Raw genomic sequence first — 17,264 nt, forward strand, 5'->3', positions numbered from 1 at the left:
GTATGCCCGGCCGCCGACACCGGCAAGGGGGTCGCGCGGGGATGCCAGACTGGGGGCATGCCTCTCGTCGCGCTCACCGGAGGGATCGCCTCCGGCAAGTCCACGATCGCCCGCCGGCTCGCCGAGCGCGGCGCCGTCGTGATCGACGCCGACGCGCTCGTCCGCGAGCTGCAGCGGCCCGGTACCGAGGTGACGCGGGCGATCGGCGACGCGTTCCCGGGCGTCGTCCGCGACGACGGATCGCTGGATCGCGCCGCGCTCGGATCCGTCGTCTTCGGCGACGCGGATGCCCTCGCCCGGCTCAACGCGATCGTGCATCCCGCCGTGCGGGCCGAGTCGCAGCGGCGCTTCGCCGACGCGTTCGCGGCCGATCCGCGCGCGGTCGTCGTGTACGACGTGCCGTTGCTGGCCGAGGCGCGCGGCACGGGCGAGTGGGACCTCGTCGTCGTGGCGCACGCGCCGGCGGGCGTGCGTGAGGAGCGGCTCGCCACCGAGCGCGGCATGACGCGGGCGGACGCGCGGGCGCGCATCGCGAACCAGGCCAACGACGCCGAGCGCCTCGCGCTGGCCGACGTCGTGATCGACACCTCCGGCACCCTCGACGAGACCCTCCGCCAGGCCGACGAACTCTGGGAGCGGCTACGGACGCGATGACCTCCCGCGCCTTCAGCCACAGATCGCGCCGTCCCGCACAGTGTCAGCCCGAAAGCGTGTGCGAGATCGCGAGATCTGTTGAGTTACGCTCGCGCCGCCGGCGGCTGAAGCCCCCGCAACTCCGGTGACCGAGCCCGATGTCGGAGGCCCCGCCTAGGCTGGAAGCATGGAGACCACGCGCAGCGTGCGGCCGTTCGAGGTCGTCAGCGAGTACGAGCCCTCCGGCGATCAGCCCAAGGCCATCGCCGAGCTCGCCGCGCGCATCAACGCCGGCGAGACCGACGTCGTGCTGCTCGGCGCTACCGGTACGGGAAAGTCGGCCACCACGGCGTGGCTCATCGAGCAGGTGCAGAGGCCCACGCTCGTGCTCGCGCACAACAAGACGCTCGCGGCGCAGCTCGCGAACGAGTTCCGCGAGCTCATGCCGCACAACGCCGTCGAGTACTTCGTCTCGTACTACGACTACTACCAGCCCGAGGCCTACGTGCCGCAGACGGACACCTTCATCGAGAAGGACTCGTCCATCAACGCCGAGGTCGAGCGGCTGCGCCACTCCACGACCAACTCGCTGCTGAGCCGGCGCGACGTCGTCGTGGTCAGCACCGTCTCGTGCATCTACGGCCTCGGCTCGCCCGAGGAGTACCTGCGGGCCCTGGTCGCGCTGCAGGTGGGGGAGCGGTACGACCGCGACGCGATCATCCGCCAGTTCATCGCGATGCAGTACAACCGCAACGACGTCGACTTCTCGCGCGGCAACTTCCGGGTGCGCGGCGACACGATCGAGATCATCCCCGTGTACGAGGAGTTCGCGATCCGGATCGAGATGTTCGGCGACGAGATCGAGGCGCTCTACAAGCTGCACCCCCTCACGGGCGACGTGATCGAGCGGCTCGACGCCGTGGCGATCTTCCCCGCCACGCACTACGCCGCCGGCACCGACACCGTGCAGCGCGCGATCAAGACGATCGAGGAGGAGCTGAAGCAGCGCCTCGACGAGCTGAATCGCCAGGGCAAGCTGCTCGAGGCACAGCGCCTGCAGATGCGCACGTCGTTCGACCTCGAGATGCTGCAGCAGCTGGGCTTCTGCTCGGGCATCGAGAACTACTCGCGCCACCTCGACGGCCGCCAGGCGGGCGAGCCGCCGCACACGCTGCTCGACTTCTTCCCCGACGACTTCCTCATGGTCATCGACGAGTCGCACGTGACGGTCCCGCAGATCGGCGCGATGTACGAGGGCGACGCGTCGCGCAAGCGCACGCTCGTCGAGCACGGCTTCCGCCTGCCCAGCGCGATGGACAACCGGCCGCTGCGCTGGGACGAGTTCAAGGAGCGCATCGGCCAGACGGTGTACCTCTCGGCCACGCCCGGCAAGTACGAGATGGGCATCGCCGACGGCGTCGTCGAGCAGATCATCCGTCCCACGGGCCTCGTCGATCCGGAGATCGTCGTCAAGCCCTCGAAGGGGCAGATCGACGACCTGCTCGAGGAGATCCGGCTGCGCGTCGATCGCGACGAGCGCGTGCTCGTCACCACGCTCACGAAGAAGATGGCCGAGGAGCTCACCGACTTCCTCGGCGAGCACGGTGTGCGCGTGCGCTACCTGCACTCCGACGTCGACACCCTGCGCCGCGTCGAGCTGCTCACCGAGCTGCGCCAGGGCCTGTACGACGTGCTCGTCGGCATCAACCTGCTGCGCGAGGGCCTCGACCTGCCCGAGGTGTCGCTCGTCGCGATCCTCGACGCCGACAAGGAGGGCTTCCTGCGCTCGGGCACCTCGCTGATCCAGACGATCGGCCGCGCCGCGCGCAACGTGTCTGGCCAGGTGCACATGTACGCCGACACGATCACCGATTCGATGCGCAACGCGATCGAGGAGACCGAGCGCCGCCGCGCAATCCAGGTGGCGTACAACGCTGAGCACGGCATCGACCCGCAACCGCTGCGCAAGCGCATTGCCGACATCACCGACGCCCTGGCGCGCGAGGGCGCCGACACGGCCGAGCTGCTGTCCAAGCGCGACGCGTCGCGGCTCAAGTCCGGCAAGGGCAAGTCGCCGACGCCCCTGCGCAAGCGCGAGGGGATCGCGGCCGAGGGCGCCGAGCAGCTGGAGGCGGCGATCGCCGACCTCACCGCGCAGATGCTGCAGGCGGCGGACGAGCTCAAGTTCGAGCTGGCCGCGCGCCTGCGCGACGAGGTGCAGGACCTCAAGAAGGAACTGCGCGCGATGGAGCGCGCCGGCCACGCCTGACGGCTCAACCGCCCGTCAACCGGAGCGGCGCAGCCGCGGAGCGGAGACGGGTCGAGCGGAGCCGCGCAGCGGCGCAGCCGAGACCGAGCCCCGCGGGCCGCACCACCCGCGACACCCCGATCACGGGTGGGGGCAGTAAAGCACGCCGTCGCGGTCGATGTGGTCGGCCTTGTACTCGCCGCAGCGGGAGCATGGCGTGCCCTTGCCCTCACCGAGCTGCGGCGGGCCGGCGAGGCGGATGAGCGTCGCATTGAACCAGTTGTAGAAGCCGCCCGCCTCGCGGATCTGCTCCCGAATGGGGATCTTCTTCGGCATGACACTTAGTGTACTAAGGATTAGGCCAGTAGGATGTCAGGGTGAGCCGCACCCGCCCCGACGATCCGAGAGACGATCTGCTCACGCTGGACAGCCAGCTGTGCTTCGCGCTGGTCACCGCCACGCGCAACGTGCTCGCGATCTACCGCCCGATCCTCGAGCCGCTGGGTCTCACGCACCCGCAGTACCTCGTGATGCTGGCGCTGTGGGAGCGCTCGCCCCGCTCGCTGGGCGAGCTCGCCGACGCCCTCGCGCTCGAGCCGGCGACGGCGTCGCCGATGATCAAGCGGCTCGAGGCGCAGGGGCTCGTGCGGCGCGAGCGGCGCGCGGGCGACGAGCGCCGCCTCGACATCGGGCTCACCGAGGAGGGCGCCGCGCTGCGCGAGCGTGCGCTTGAGGTGCCGGGCCAGGTGATGGCCGCCACCGGCATGTCGCCCGCTCAACTCGTCGACCTGCGTGACGCGCTACGCGACTTCGCCGGCGGGCGCACCACCGTCGCCCCGCGCTGACCCTCAGGCGGTCGCCGCTGTGGCCGCCCACTGCGCCACGCGGGCGCTGGACTCGGCGTCGGACAGGTCCTCGACGCGGCTCATGATCGACCAGCGCACGTGGAAGGGATCGACGACGGAGGCGAAGCGGTCGCCCGCGACGAAGTCCCGCGGCCCCTCCCGCAGCGTGGATCCGCTCGCCACACGCCGGACGTGACGGCGTCCACGTCCGGCGCGTACAGCCCGAGCGAGTAGCAGGCCCCGCCGTCGGCGGGCGGCGGCACGGTGTCGTACGCCGGCGTCGCCTCGCCGAGCTGCAGGCGTCCGGCGCCCCCGAAGTCCAGGTCGGCATGCACGACGACGGGCTCTCCGTCGGGGCCGGGCATCTCGGTGCTGTCGACGAGCGGGCGCCGAGGTTGTCCACGTAGTACCGCGACGCGGCGCGCGCGTCGCGCAGCGCGAGGAAGGGCGTGATGGCCGTGACCGAACGTGGTCGGCCGTCGATCGTGTGGCGGCCGGTGAGGCCGATCGGGGGTGTTGTCCATTGCGCCCACGCTAGGCAGCGGCCCCCGCACGCGGCTTGAGCCCGATATGAAGGTCGAAAAACAAAGAGGTAGTAGTAGCACCCATGGGGTGAACCAAACTAACGTGGGCACCGTCGGAGACATCCGACGCCACCATATCGGGAAGGAATCGATTCACTATGACAACGTCCTCCGATCCTTTCGGCGAACTTGACCGCCTCGCATCGAGCCTTCTGCAGGCTCGTCCAGGACCGCGGCTGATGCCGGTCGACTTGTACCGGGAAGCTGACCGTTACATTCTCACCGCCGACCTGCCCGGGGTCGAACCGGAGTCGGTAGACATCGACGTCGACGGTCAGCTGCTGACCATCCGCGCCCAGCGCACTGCACCCCGCACCGAGGGAGCCAAGTGGCTCGTTCAGGAGCGACCGGCGGGCACCTACCTCCGCCAGTTCAGCATCGGCGAGGGTGTCGACTCAGCCAACATCTCCGCCTCCTACGACAACGGCGTGCTCAGCCTGGTCATCCCAGTAAGCGAAAAGGCAAAACCCCGCAAGATTCGTGTCCTGAGTCAGCACTCGACTCAGGAGCAACGCCCGGCCGGAGACCCATCGACGAGCCAAAGTTAGCCAGACGACAAGCCCCACACCGACATAGAACATGCCGCGGATGTAGGGCACGGAACAAACCAACTCGATGCTTCTCGTTCGCGGCACGCGCCGAAAGCAAACAAGGGCGACCCTTTTCCCTGACGCCGAACGGCGCAACACCCGTCCTTGCAAGACCGGAAGACGGGCGTGCACCCAGCCTTCTGGTCTTAGCACGGTGGTTCATCCAGTTTCACTAAAGGAGTAAGCCCATGACCAGCCCCGATGCCCCTCGCAACAACCCTCCGGAACAGGACGCTAGGGAGCTCTCGTTCACCAATGACCCCCGCTGGAAACAAACGATCGCGCGGTTCTCTGACTACGCCAGTGCACAGGCAGCGGTCGACCGTCTTTCCGACGCCGGCTTCGCTGTGGAACGAGTGGCGATCGTAGGGCTCGACGTTCGTGTTGTCGAGCAGGTACTCGGTCGCTTGACAGGAGGAAAGGCTGCGCTAAGAGGCGCAGCCGTTGGAGCGTGGTTCGGTGTTCTGCTAGGTCTGCTGTTCGGGCTGTTCGCCCCCGGATTCGGTTGGCTGGCCATCATGATCATCTCGGTCGCCTCTGGCGCAGTTTGGGGCGCTTTGCTCTACTTCCTTGGACACCTGGCTACGGGCGGCCGACGGGACTTCGACTCACAGGAGACCCTCGAGGCGGGCCACTATGAGGTCCAAGTGGAAGCACCATACGCTGCGGAGGCCGCTCGTCTCCTCGCGGACCAGACCGCCCACCCCGGAGACTGAAAAGGCGCTCCCCGTCAGTCTCCGTTTCGAGGGCGCCGCGAGCGCCCTACACGAATGAGGTCCCTCGAGAATCAAGCAGTAGGACACGTGCGATCGGTGCAGCGCCTCGCGCTGCGCAACACCGGGCTCGGGCCCGCCGCCCTGATCCGGCGTCGGCGCCTGCAGGAGGCGGCGGCCGAGGTGCGGGCGCGGCCGGATCGCCCGCTCGCCGAGGTCGCGACGGCCCACGGGTTCGCCGATCACGCGCACCTGACGCGCGAGTTCGCGCGGGTCCTGGGCTTCACCCCCTCGACGTATCGCGCGGGCCGCGTCTGATCGCGTGCACCGCCGAGGCACCCCCGCGCCCGCCGGACGGGGCGCCCCGAACCCGTGCAAGCGCCGGGAGAACCGGGCGCTCGGAGGCCTCCCCGATCCGATGTCGGAGGCCCCGCCTAGACTTGAACGGTGCCTATCGTCCCCGTGAAGAACGCCGGAAAGATCAGTGTGCGCGGCGCCCGCGTGCACAATCTGAAGAACGTCGACCTCGACATCCCCCGTGACTCGATGGTCGTCTTCACCGGGCTGTCCGGATCCGGCAAGTCGAGCCTCGCGTTCGACACGATCTTCGCCGAGGGCCAGCGCCGCTACGTCGAGTCGCTGAGCGCGTACGCGCGTCAGTTCCTGGGTCAGGTCGACCGGCCCGACGTCGACGTGATCGAGGGCCTCAGCCCCGCGGTGTCGATCGACCAGAAGTCGACCAACCGCAACCCGCGCTCGACGGTCGGCACGATCACCGAGATCTACGACTACATGCGCCTGCTGTGGGCGCGCATTGGCGTGCCGCACTGCCCCGAGTGCGGCGAGAAGATCCAGCGCCAGACGGTGCAGCAGATCGCCGACCAGCTCGTCGCGCTGCCCGAGGGCACGCGATACCAGATCGTCGCCCCGGTGGTCACGCAGAAGAAGGGCGAGTTCGTCGACCTCTTCAAGGAGCTCGCCGCGAAGGGCTACGCGCGCGCCGTCGTCGACGGCCAGCCCGTGCAGCTGGCCGAGCCGCCCGTGCTGAAGAAGTCGTACAAGCACGACATCGCCGTCGTCGTCGACCGCCTCGTCGCCCGCGGCGACATCCTGCAGCGCGTCACCGACTCGGTCGAGACGGCGCTCGGGCTCGCGGGCGGGGTGCTCCAGGTCAACTTCGTCGACGAGGAGGGCGAGGCCGCCTGGCAGTCGTACTCCGAGCGGCTCGCATGCCCCAACGGCCACGCGCTGCAGCTGACCGAGATCGAGCCGCGCACCTTCTCGTTCAACGCGCCCTTCGGCGCGTGCCCCGCCTGCTCGGGCCTCGGCACGCGCATGTCGGTCGACGTCGAGCTCATGCTCGGCGACGAGGACCTCTCGATCCGCGAGGGCGTCATCGTGCCGTGGACCACGCAGGGCAAGGGCCTGTTCCAGTACTACGAGCGCCTGCTTGAGGGCCTCGCGCGCGACCTGTCGTTCTCTCTCAGCACGCCATGGCGCGCCCTGCCGCAGGTGGTCAAGGACGCCGTGCTGTACGGCGAGGACTACAAGGTGGACGTCAAGTTCAAGAACCGCTGGGGCCGCGAGGTGCGCTACGCGAGCGGCTTCGAGGGCGTCGTGCCCTACATCGAGCGCCAGTACAACCAGGCCGAGAGCGACACCCAGCGCGCCCGCTGGGGCGAGTACCTGCGCGAGGTGCCGTGCCCGGTGTGCGAGGGCGCGCGCCTCAAGCCCGAGGTGCTCGCGGTCAAGGTCGACGGCCGCTCCATCGCCGAGGCCGCCGACCTCAGCCTCGAGAACGTGCTCGACGTGGTCAACCGCATCACGCTCACCGACCGCGAGGCCATGATCGCCGCGCAGGTGCTGCGCGAGATCCGCGTGCGACTCGAGTTCCTCATCCGCGTGGGCCTGAACTACCTCACCCTCAGCCGCTCGGCCGGCTCGCTCTCGGGCGGCGAGGCGCAGCGCATCCGCCTGGCCACCCAGATCGGCACGGGCCTCACGGGTGTCCTGTACGTGCTCGACGAGCCGTCGATCGGCCTGCACCAGCGCGACAACCGCCGCCTCATCGAGACGCTCGAGACGCTGCGCGACCTCGGCAACACCCTCGTCGTCGTCGAGCACGACGAGGAGACGATCGAGGCGGCCGACTGGATCGTCGACATCGGGCCGCGCGCCGGCGAGGGTGGGGGAGAGGTCATCCACTCCGGCCCCTACGACGAGCTGCTGAACGAGCAGCGCTCGCTCACCTCCGACTACCTCTCGGGGCGCCGTCAGATCGACACGCCCAAGAAGCGCCGCAAGATCGACAAGAAGCGCATGGTGTCGGTCGTCGGCGCGCGCGAGAACAACCTGCGCGGCGTCACGGCCGACTTCCCGCTCGGGGTCTTCACCGCCGTCACGGGCGTGAGCGGATCGGGCAAGTCGACGCTCGTGAACGACATCCTGTACCAGGTGCTCGCCTCCAAGCTCAACGGCGCCCGCACGGTGCCGGGCAAGCACACGCGCGTGACGGGCCTCGAGCACCTCGACAAGGTCGTGCACGTCGACCAGGCGCCCATCGGCCGCACGCCGCGGTCCAACCCGGCCACCTACACGGGCGTGTTCGACAAGATCCGCAACCTCTTCGCCGAGACGCCCGAGGCCAAGGTGCGCGGCTACCAGGCCGGGCGCTTCAGCTTCAACGTCAAGGGCGGCCGCTGCGAGGCGTGCTCGGGCGACGGCACGCTCAAGATCGAGATGAACTTCCTGCCCGACGTCTACGTCGACTGCGAGGTGTGCCACGGCAAGCGGTACAACCGCGACACCCTGCAGGTGCACTACAAGGGCAAGAACATCGCCGAGGTGCTCGAGATGTCGATCTCGGAGGCGGCGGAATTCTTCGAGCCGATCCAGTCGATCCACCGCTACATGAAGACGCTCGTCGACGTGGGCCTCGGCTACGTGCGCCTCGGCCAGGCGGCCACGACCCTCTCCGGCGGCGAGGCGCAGCGCGTCAAGCTCGCCACCGAGCTGCAGAAGCGCTCGAACGGCCGCAGCATCTACGTGCTCGACGAGCCGACCACGGGCCTGCACTTCGAGGACGTGCGCAAGCTGCTCGAGGTGCTGAACGGGCTCGTCGAGAAGGGCAACACGGTCATCGTCATCGAGCACAACCTCGACGTCATCAAGTCGGCCGACTGGATCATCGACCTCGGTCCCGAGGGGGGCTCCGGCGGCGGCCAGATCGTCGCGACGGGCACGCCCGAGCAGGTGGCCAGGGTCGAGGGCAGCCACACCGGCGCGTTCCTCGCGGAGACGCTCGGGATCGCGGAGCGCGCGCGAGGCAAGAAGGTCGCATAGCGGATGGCCTCGCAGCTTCCGTACAAGCCGAAGCAGGGGGAGATCCCGACCGACCCGGGCGTCTACCGGTTCCGCGACGCGCACGGGCGCGTGCTCTACGTGGGCAAGGCCAAGAACCTGCGCCAGCGGCTGTCGAACTACTTCGCGCCCCTGCACACGCTGCACGAGCGCACGCGGCGCATGGTCACGACCGCGTCCTCGGTGGAGTGGACCGTCGTGCCCACCGACGTCGACTCGCTGCAGCTCGAGTACCAGTGGATCAAGGAGTACGACCCGCCCTTCAACGTCCGCTACAAGGACGACAAGTCGTACCCCTTCATGGCCATCACGCTCGCCGACGAGGCGCCGCGCGTCATGGTCACGCGCAACCGTCGCATCCGCGGGGCGCGGTACTTCGGGCCGTACCCGAAGGTGTGGGCCGTGCACGACACGATCGACCTGATGATCCGGGTGTTCCCGATCCGCACCTGCAGCGACTCGTCGTACAAGCGGGCCATGCAGACGGGCCGGCCGTGCTTCCCCGGCCAGATCGGCAAGTGCGGCGGGCCGTGCTCGGGCCGGGTGACGATCGAGGAGCACCGCGCGATCGTCGACGACTTCATCGCCTTCATGCAGGGCGGCGACGAGCGCTTCACGAAGGAGCTCACGGCCAAGATGAAGGCCGCGGCGGCCGGGATGGACTACGAGGCCGCCGCCGTCTACCGCGACAAGCTGCAGTCGATCGAGGCCGTGCTGAACAAGAGCGCCCTCGTGCTGCCCGAGAAGGAGGACGCCGATCTGTTCGGCATCGCGGAGGACGAGCTCAGCGCTGCCGTGCAGCACTTCGTGATCCGCGGCGGGCGCGTGCGCGGCGTCACGTCGACGACGATCGACAAGGAGCTCGACATCTCGGGCGGCGACCTCGTGGGCCAGATCGTCGAGCGCGCGTACGGCGACGCCGGCGCCGCCGACGTGCCGCGGCGCGTGCTCGTGCCGGCGCTGCCGCCCGACGCCGAGGAGCTGCAGCAGTGGCTGCACGAGAAGCGAGGCAGGGCGGTCGAACTCGCGGTGGCGCACCGCGGCCAGCGGGCCGAGCTGATGCGCACCGCCACGCTCAACGCGCAGCAGGCGCTGATGCGGCACAAGACCCGGCGCACGAGCGACTACGTCGCCCGCACGCAGGCGCTCACCGATCTGCAGGAGGCGCTCGGGCTGGACGAGGCGCCGCTGCGCATCGAGTGCTTCGACATCTCGCACCTGCAGGGCACGAACGTCGTCGGCTCCATGGTCGTGTTCGAGGACGGCCTGCCCCGCAAGGATCAGTACCGTTCGTTCTCGATCGCCGAGACGACCGACGACACCGACTCGATCCACCAGGTGCTCACGCGCCGCCTCGCGCACCTCGACCGCCCCGAGGAAGAGGTGGAGGCGCCCGAGGTCGACCCCACGGCCGACGGCGTCGTGGTGCAGACCGAGCCGGCGCGGCGGCGCCGCTTCGCCTACCCGCCGCAGCTGCTCATCGTCGACGGCGGCAAGCCCCAGGTCGACGCGGCCGCCCGCGCGCTGCGGGAGACGGGGCACGACGACATCCCGCTCGTCGGCATCGCCAAGCGGCTCGAGGAGATCTGGCTGCCCGACGACGACTTCCCCGTCATCCTGCCGCGCACGAGCGAGGCGCTGTACCTCGTGCAGCGACTGCGCGACGAGGCCCACCGCTTCGCCATCACCCACCAGCGCAAGCGCCGCCGGCGCGACATCCGCACCGTGCTGAGCGAGATCCCCGGCCTGGGCGAGGCGCGCATCAAGGCGCTGCTGCGGCACTTCGGCTCGGTCACCGCGCTGCGCGGCGCCACGGTCGAGCAGATCCGCGAGCTTCCCGGCATCGGACCGAAGCTCGCCGAGACCGTCCACGCCGCGCTGAGCGCCGGCGCGGCACCGGCGCCGGGGGAGGATGCGTCGACGGCGGGGCAGGGCGAGGGCATGCCGGCGCACGAGGCCGGCGTGCGGGCCGCCGAGCCGAGCCAATAGGGTGGAGACGTGAGCGAGGCGGAAGCGACGACACCGACGAGCGAGGTGCTGATCGTCACGGGGATGTCGGGTGCGGGGCGCTCGACGGTCGCCAACGCGCTCGAGGACCTCGGCTGGTACGTGGTCGACAACCTGCCCCCGCAGATGCTGCGGCCGCTGCTCGACCTGAGCGGGCGGCTCGGCAGCGAGCTGCCGCGCGTGGCCGCCGTCGTCGACGTGCGCGGGCGCGACCTGTTCAGCGAGCTGCCCGAGCGGCTGCTCGAGCTCCGCTCGCGCAGCAACCTGCGCCTCGTGTTCCTCGACGCGTCCGACGAGGTGCTCGTGCGCCGCTTCGAGGCCGTCCGCCGCCCCCATCCGCTGCAGGGCGACGGCACGCTCGTCGACGGCATCCGGCGCGAGCGCCAGATGCTCACCCCGATGCGCGAGAACGCCGACGTCGTGCTCGACACGTCGGCGAGCAACATCCACCAGCTCGCCACGCGCGTGGCCGACCTCTTCGCCGAGGAGGGCTCGGCGCGGCACACCGTGACGGTGATGAGCTTCGGCTTCAAGTACGGCCTGCCGCCCGACGTCGACCTCGTGGCCGACATGCGCTTCCTGCCGAACCCGTACTGGGACGACAGCCTGCGCGGCCTCACGGGCGAGGACGACGCCGTGCGCGACTACGTCATGGCCCAGGAGGGCGCGGCGGAGTTCCTCGACGCGTACACGGCGGTGCTGCGGCCCGTGCTGCAGGGCTACCAGCGCGAGAACAAGCGGCACTCCACCGTCGGGGTCGGCTGCACGGGCGGACGGCATCGGTCGGTCGCCATGGCGCGCGCCCTCGCCGAGCGTCTCGTCGGCGAGCCGGGGGTGGCGGTCCGGGTGCGTCACCGCGACCTCGGGCGGGAGTGAGGGCCCGGGTCCTCGGAAGCACCTGGGCAGCCCTGGACGACCCTCCACAGATACCCCATCCGCCTGAGCAACTCCCTCGGTTCTGCGGCCCGCGGGCGGGTAGGCTGGAACATCCCGCCGCGCCGAGTGCGAGCGCGCGGAGGCCGGCGCCGGAGTGACCGCGCGGCTCGAGATGTGAGGGAGATCCGTGACACTGACCGCCGATGTCAAGGCCGAGCTGATCGCCGTGCGGGACCCGCGTCCCACGGTGAGGGTGGCCGAGTCGACGGCCCTGCTGCGCTTCGCGGGCGGGCTGCACTCGATCGCCGGTCGCGTGGCGGTGGAGGCCGAGGTCGACTCGCCGATCATCGCCAAGCGCCTCGCTCGCGACATCGCCGAGATCTACGGCGTGCGCCCCGAGATCGCCCACGTGCAGTCGTCGGGCACCCGTGACGGCGACTTCTTCGCCGTGCGCGTGATCGACGGCGGCGAGACGCTCGCCCGCCAGACCGGCCTGCTCGACGCGCGCCGCCGCCCGGTGCGCGGCCTGCCCAACCGCCTCACCACGGGCGCCCCGCACGACCTCGCGTCGGTGTGGCGCGGTGCGTTCCTCGCGACCGGCACGCTCTCGGAGCCCGGGCGCTCCGCCGCCCTCGAAGTGACCTGCCCGTCGGGCGAGGCCGCCATGGCGCTCGTGGGCGCCGCCCACCGCATCGGCGTGGCGGCGAAGGCCCGCGAGGTGCGCGGCGTGCCGCGCGTGGTCGTGCGCGAGCCCGACGCCATCAAGGGCATGCTCGTGGCCATGGGCGCCGTCAACACGGCGTCGGAGTGGGACCAGCTGCGCCAGCGCCGCGAGGTGCGCGCCGGGGTCAACCGCCTCGTCAACTTCGACGACGCCAACCTGCGCCGCTCGGCCCAGGCCGCCGTCGCCGCGTGCGCCCGCGTGGAGCGCGCGCTCGAGATCCTCGGCGACGATGTTCCCGAGCACCTGCGCCAGGCGGGGCACCTGCGCCTCACGCACCGCGACGCGAGCCTGGACGAGCTCGGCCAGCACGCCGACCCGCCCCTCACGAAGGACGCCGTCGCCGGCCGCATCCGCCGCCTGCTGGCCATGGCCGACAAGCGCGCCGAGCAGGACGGCGTGCCCGGCACCGAGGCCGCCGTGGCCGCGGCCGAGGCCGCCGAGGCCGCGCGCACCGCGTAACCCGCTGTCACGATCCGACCCGAAGCGCAAGGCCGCCCCCGGCGTCCCCGACCGCCATTAGGCTGAGACTCACCGGCCCCTCTGGACCGGCCGATCCCTTCCGGGATGGACGATCGACGAGCGCCGCCGGCGCGGCGCGGATGGGAAGAATCGATGGCGACCTACACGCTCCCCGAGCTGACCTACGACTACGGTGCGCTCGAGCCGCACATCAGCGGCCAGATCATGGAGCTGCACCACTCCAAGCACCACGCCACGTACGTGGCCGGCGCGAACACCGCGCTCGAGCAGCTCGCCGAGGCCCGCGACAAGGGCGACTTCGCGAACGTCAACAAGCTCGAGAAGGACCTCGCGTTCAACCTCGGCGGCCACACCAACCACTCGATCTTCTGGACCAACCTGAGCCCCGAGGGTCAGGAGCGCCCCGAGGGCGAGATCGCCGCCGCGATCGAGGAGTACTTCGGCTCGTTCGAGGGCTTCCAGGGCCACTTCGCCGCCGCCGCGCTGGGCATCCAGGGCTCCGGCTGGGCCGGCGTGTTCTGGGACTCGATCGGGCAGCGCCTGATCATCCAGCAGTTCTTCGACCAGCAGTCGCAGTTCGCCGCCGGCACCGTGCCGGTGCTGCTGCTCGACATGTGGGAGCACGCCTTCTACCTGGACTACAAGAACGTCAAGGCCGACTACGTCAAGGCGTTCTGGAACATCGTCAACTGGGAGAACGTGCAGGAGCGTTTCCAGACGGCCCGCGAGAAGACCGCGGGGCTGCTGGTAGCCTCCTGAACAACGGGGGTGGCCCGGCAGGGTGCGTGCCGGCCGGGCCACCACACCTCCCGCCCGAAGACGTCATTCGACGCACGAATAGCAATCAGGAGACCTCAGTGTCCGTCAGGATCGGAATCAACGGCTTCGGCCGCATCGGCCGCAACTTCGTCCGCGCCGCGCTCGCGCAGGGTGCCGACTTCGAGATCGTGGGAGTCAACGATCTCACCGACAACAACTCGCTCGCGCAGCTGCTGAAGTTCGACTCGGTCGGCGGCCCGCTGGGCAAGGATGTCACCTTCGACGAGCAGTCGATCACGGTCGACGGCAAGGTCATCCGCGCGTTCGCCGAGCGCGACCCCGCGGCCCTGCCGTGGGGCGAGATCGGCGCCGACATCGTCATCGAGTCCACCGGTCGCTTCACCAAGCCCGAGGACGCCGGCAAGCACCTGCAGGGCGGCGCCAAGAAGGTCATCATCTCGGCCCCGGCCAGCGGCCCCGCTCCCACGTTCGTCATGGGCGTGAACGAGGACGCGTACGACCCCGAGAACGACCACGTCATCTCCAACGCGTCGTGCACCACGAACGCGCTGGCACCGCTCGCGAAGGTGTTCAACGACGCCTTCGGCATCGAGCGCGGCTTCATGATGACGGCGCACGCCTACACGGCCGACCAGAACCTCCAGGACGGCCCCCACAAGGACCTGCGTCGCGCCCGCGCCGCCGCCATCAACATCGTGCCGACGTCGACCGGTGCCGCCAAGGCCATCGGCCTCGTGCTGCCCGAGCTGAACGGCAAGCTCGACGGCACGAGCTACCGCGTGCCGGTGCCCTCGGGCTCGATCGTCGACCTCACGCTCGTGACGCGCGACGGCCTGACCAAGGAAGAGATCAACGAGGCCTACCGTGCGGCCGCCGCCGAGGGGCGCCTGAACGGCATCCTGCAGTACTCGGACGACCCGCTGGTCTCGAGCGACATCCAGCTCAACCAGTTCTCGTCGATCTTCGACTCGGGCCTGACGAGCGTCGCGGGCAACCTCGCGAAGGTGTCGGCCTGGTACGACAACGAGTGGGGCTACTCGAACCGCCTCGTCGACCTCGCCGAGTACGTCGGCGAGCGTCTCTGAGCACACTCTCCCCAGCGCCGGCCGCCTCGCTCCGAGGCGGCCGGCGCTGTGCTGTGCGGGGGCCCGCGCGGATGTAGAGTCGAGGTGATGACTCTGCGAACTCTCGACTCACTGGGCTCCCTCGCCGGCAAGCGCGTGATCGTCCGCTGCGACCTCAACGTCCCCCTGAAGGACGGCGTGATCGGCGATGACGGTCGCATCCGCGCCTCGCTCCCCACGATCCAGACGCTGCTCGACCAGGGCGCCCGCGTGATCGTGGTCTCGCACCTCGGCCGCCCCAAGGGCGAGCCCGACCCCCAGTACAGCCTCGGCCCCGTCGCCGAGCGCCTCGCGCAGCTGCTGGAGCGCCCCGTCGCCTTCGCGAGCGACACGGTCGGCGCCTCCGCGCAGGAGACCGTCGCGGGCCTGCACGACGGCGGCGTCGCGCTGCTCGAGAACCTGCGCTTCAACGCGGGCGAGACGTCGAAGGACGACGCCGAGCGCCTCGCCTTCGCCCGCGACCTCGCGGCGCTGGGTGACGCGGTCGTCTCGGACGGCTTCGGCGCCGTCCACCGCAAGCACGCGAGCGTCTACGACCTCGAGGGCCTGCTGCCGAGCGCCGCCGGCCTGCTCATCGCGGCCGAACTCGAGGTGCTCGACCGCCTCACCGAGAAGCCCGAGCGTCCCTACACGGTGGTGCTCGGCGGCTCGAAGGTCTCCGACAAGCTCGGCGTCATCGACCACCTGCTGCCGCGCGTGGACCGCCTGCTCATCGGCGGCGGCATGCTCTTCACGTTCCTCGCCGCGCAGGGCCACAAGGTCGGCTCCTCGCTGCTGGAGGCCGACCAGATCGAGACGGTGAAGGGCTACATCGCCGCGGCGCAGGAGAAGGGCGTCGAGCTGGTGCTGCCGACCGACGTCGTCGTCGCCGCGTCGTTCGGTGCCGACGCCGACCATGAGGTCGCCCCGGCCGACGCGATCGAGGAGACGGAGTTCGGCGCCGCGGGCGTCGGCCTCGACATCGGTCCCGACACCGCGGCGGCCTTCGCCGCCGCGATCGCCGGCTCCCAGACGGTCTTCTGGAACGGCCCGATGGGCGTGTTCGAGTTCCCGGCCTTCGCCGCCGGCACGCGTGCGGTGGCGCAGGCCCTCACCGAGGTCGACGGACTCAGCGTGGTGGGCGGCGGCGACTCGGCCGCGGCCGTGCGCGCGCTCGGCTTCGCCGACGACCGGTTCGGTCACATCTCGACGGGCGGGGGCGCGAGCCTCGAGTTCCTGGAAGGCAAGAAGCTCCCCGGTCTGGAGGCACTCGGATGGTCCTGAAGCGCACCCCGCTGATCGCGGGCAACTGGAAGATGAACCTCGACCACCTGCAGGCGGTCGCGTTCGTGCAGAAGCTGCACTGGGCGCTGAAGGACGTCAAGCACGACTTCGACAGCGTCGACGTCACGGTGTTCCCGCCGTTCACCGATCTGCGCAGCGTGCAGACGCTGCTCGACGCCGACAAGATCCCCTTCGGCCTCGGCGCGCAGGACCTCTCGGTGCACGACGAGGGCGCGTACACGGGCGAGATCTCGGGCGCCTTCCTCAAGAAGCTCGACGTCGGCTCGGTCATCATCGGCCACTCGGAGCGCCGCGAGTACCACGCGGAGGGCGACGACGTCGTGGCCGCGAAGGTGCAGGCCGCGCTGCGGCACGGCCTCGTCCCCGTCATCTGCGTGGGCGAGACGAGCGAGGACCTCGAGAAGCACGGCGCGAGCGCGGTGCCCGTCGGCCAGCTCGAGAAGGCGCTCGAGGGCGTCGCCGCCGACGCCGAGATCGTGGTGGCCTACGAGCCCGTCTGGGCGATCGGATCGGGCCAGGCGGCCACGCCGCAGCAGGCCCAGGAGGTCTGCCAGAAGCTGCGCGCCGTCATCGCCGAGCGCATGGGCGAGGACGCGGCGGCCAAGACCCGCGTGCTGTACGGCGGATCCGTGAAGGCCGCCAACATCGCGGGCTTCCTGCGCGAGCCCGACGTGGACGGCGCCCTCGTGGGCGGCGCGAGCCTGAAGGTCGAGGAGTTCGCCTCGATCATCCGGTTCCAGAAGCACGTCGGAGTGTAGGCTTTCGCTGTGGTCGTACTCGAGTTCATTCTGCAGGTCCTGCTGGGCCTCACCAGCCTCATCCTGACGTTCTTCATCCTGCTCCACCGCGGCCGCGGCGGAGGGCTGTCCGACATGTTCGGCGGCGGCATGGGCCAGGCCGTGGGCTCGTCGGGCGTCGCCGAGCGGAACCTCAACATCATCACCGTCGTGGTGGCGCTGGTCTGGTTCCTCGCCATCGTCGGCCTCGGTCTGATCACGAAGTTCCAGGTGATCTGA

At 70.2% G+C, this 17,264-nt stretch carries 17 protein-coding genes; 15 read left to right on the forward strand and 2 right to left on the reverse strand.

The genetic code is table 11. The annotated features are described in order from the left end of the window. Positions 1-57 precede the first annotated feature (57 nt). Both coaE and uvrB read left to right on the forward strand, forming a co-directional pair. Positions 58-654, forward strand: a complete 597-nt coding sequence (gene coaE / locus ACODR5_RS06980; protein ID WP_460815228.1) for a dephospho-CoA kinase — start codon at positions 58-60, stop codon at positions 652-654. A gap of 166 nt (positions 655-820) precedes the next feature. Further along, entirely contained in the window at positions 821-2,902 is a 2,082-nt protein-coding gene (uvrB, locus tag ACODR5_RS06985) for an excinuclease ABC subunit UvrB (protein ID WP_488983152.1), read from the forward strand. Positions 2,903-3,022: 120 nt separating this feature from the next. Here uvrB and ACODR5_RS06990 read toward each other — a convergent pair whose 3' ends face one another. Further along, positions 3,023-3,217: a hypothetical protein gene (locus ACODR5_RS06990; RefSeq protein ID WP_488983153.1), complete on the reverse strand. Its 195-nt coding sequence runs from the start codon at positions 3,215-3,217 to the stop codon at positions 3,023-3,025. A gap of 41 nt (positions 3,218-3,258) precedes the next feature. Here ACODR5_RS06990 and ACODR5_RS06995 point away from each other — a divergent pair, with 41 nt between their 5' ends. After that, a complete protein-coding gene (locus ACODR5_RS06995) occupies positions 3,259-3,726 on the forward strand; it encodes a MarR family winged helix-turn-helix transcriptional regulator (protein WP_488983154.1) in 468 nt (155 codons plus the stop codon). A gap of 3 nt (positions 3,727-3,729) precedes the next feature. Here the strand turns inward: ACODR5_RS06995 and ACODR5_RS07000 are convergent, their stop codons facing one another. Further along, positions 3,730-3,909 carry a hypothetical protein gene (locus ACODR5_RS07000; RefSeq protein WP_488983155.1) on the reverse strand — a complete coding sequence of 60 codons (180 nt, stop codon included), beginning with the start codon at positions 3,907-3,909 and terminating at the stop codon, positions 3,730-3,732. Between the two features lie 499 nt (positions 3,910-4,408). On the opposite strand from ACODR5_RS07000, the gene ACODR5_RS07005 reads away from it, so the two are divergent. The 12 genes from ACODR5_RS07005 to secG all read left to right on the forward strand — a co-directional run bounded on the left by ACODR5_RS07005 (position 4,409) and on the right by secG (position 17,264). Next, positions 4,409-4,858 (forward strand): Hsp20/alpha crystallin family protein, encoded by a 450-nt coding sequence (locus tag ACODR5_RS07005; protein WP_488983156.1) that lies wholly within the window; start codon positions 4,409-4,411, stop codon positions 4,856-4,858. A 230-nt stretch (positions 4,859-5,088) separates the two neighbouring features. Then, positions 5,089-5,616 carry a YflT domain-containing protein gene (locus ACODR5_RS07010; protein WP_488983157.1) on the forward strand — a complete coding sequence of 176 codons (528 nt, stop codon included), beginning with the start codon at positions 5,089-5,091 and terminating at the stop codon, positions 5,614-5,616. Between the two features lie 54 nt (positions 5,617-5,670). Further along, a complete protein-coding gene (locus ACODR5_RS07015) occupies positions 5,671-5,931 on the forward strand; it encodes a helix-turn-helix transcriptional regulator (protein WP_488983158.1) in 261 nt (86 codons plus the stop codon). Between the two features lie 129 nt (positions 5,932-6,060). Beyond that, positions 6,061-8,955 (forward strand): excinuclease ABC subunit UvrA, encoded by a 2,895-nt coding sequence (gene uvrA, locus ACODR5_RS07020; RefSeq protein WP_488983159.1) that lies wholly within the window; start codon positions 6,061-6,063, stop codon positions 8,953-8,955. A gap of 3 nt (positions 8,956-8,958) precedes the next feature. Further along, positions 8,959-10,962 (forward strand): excinuclease ABC subunit UvrC, encoded by a 2,004-nt coding sequence (gene uvrC, locus ACODR5_RS07025; RefSeq protein WP_488983160.1) that lies wholly within the window; start codon positions 8,959-8,961, stop codon positions 10,960-10,962. A 9-nt stretch (positions 10,963-10,971) separates the two neighbouring features. Next, positions 10,972-11,856 (forward strand): RNase adapter RapZ, encoded by an 885-nt coding sequence (gene rapZ, locus ACODR5_RS07030; RefSeq protein ID WP_449854317.1) that lies wholly within the window; start codon positions 10,972-10,974, stop codon positions 11,854-11,856. A 187-nt stretch (positions 11,857-12,043) separates the two neighbouring features. Continuing rightward, entirely contained in the window at positions 12,044-13,039 is a 996-nt protein-coding gene (gene whiA / locus ACODR5_RS07035; protein WP_460815241.1) for a DNA-binding protein WhiA, read from the forward strand. A gap of 153 nt (positions 13,040-13,192) precedes the next feature. Continuing rightward, positions 13,193-13,819: a superoxide dismutase gene (locus ACODR5_RS07040; protein ID WP_449854315.1), complete on the forward strand. Its 627-nt coding sequence runs from the start codon at positions 13,193-13,195 to the stop codon at positions 13,817-13,819. Between the two features lie 98 nt (positions 13,820-13,917). After that, on the forward strand, positions 13,918-14,925 hold the full coding sequence (gene gap / locus ACODR5_RS07045) for a type I glyceraldehyde-3-phosphate dehydrogenase (RefSeq protein WP_449854314.1): 1,008 nt from the start codon (positions 13,918-13,920) through the stop codon (positions 14,923-14,925). An 87-nt stretch (positions 14,926-15,012) separates the two neighbouring features. Continuing rightward, on the forward strand, positions 15,013-16,227 hold the full coding sequence (locus ACODR5_RS07050; RefSeq protein ID WP_488983161.1) for a phosphoglycerate kinase: 1,215 nt from the start codon (positions 15,013-15,015) through the stop codon (positions 16,225-16,227). Then, positions 16,218-17,006 carry a triose-phosphate isomerase gene (gene tpiA / locus ACODR5_RS07055; RefSeq protein WP_488983162.1) on the forward strand — a complete coding sequence of 263 codons (789 nt, stop codon included), beginning with the start codon at positions 16,218-16,220 and terminating at the stop codon, positions 17,004-17,006. The genes ACODR5_RS07050 and tpiA overlap by 10 nt, the downstream gene beginning before the upstream one ends. Positions 17,007-17,015: 9 nt before the next feature. Beyond that, positions 17,016-17,264: a preprotein translocase subunit SecG gene (gene secG / locus ACODR5_RS07060; protein WP_449854311.1), complete on the forward strand. Its 249-nt coding sequence runs from the start codon at positions 17,016-17,018 to the stop codon at positions 17,262-17,264.

It is taken from the genome of Microbacterium sp. FG3, assembly GCF_057809335.1.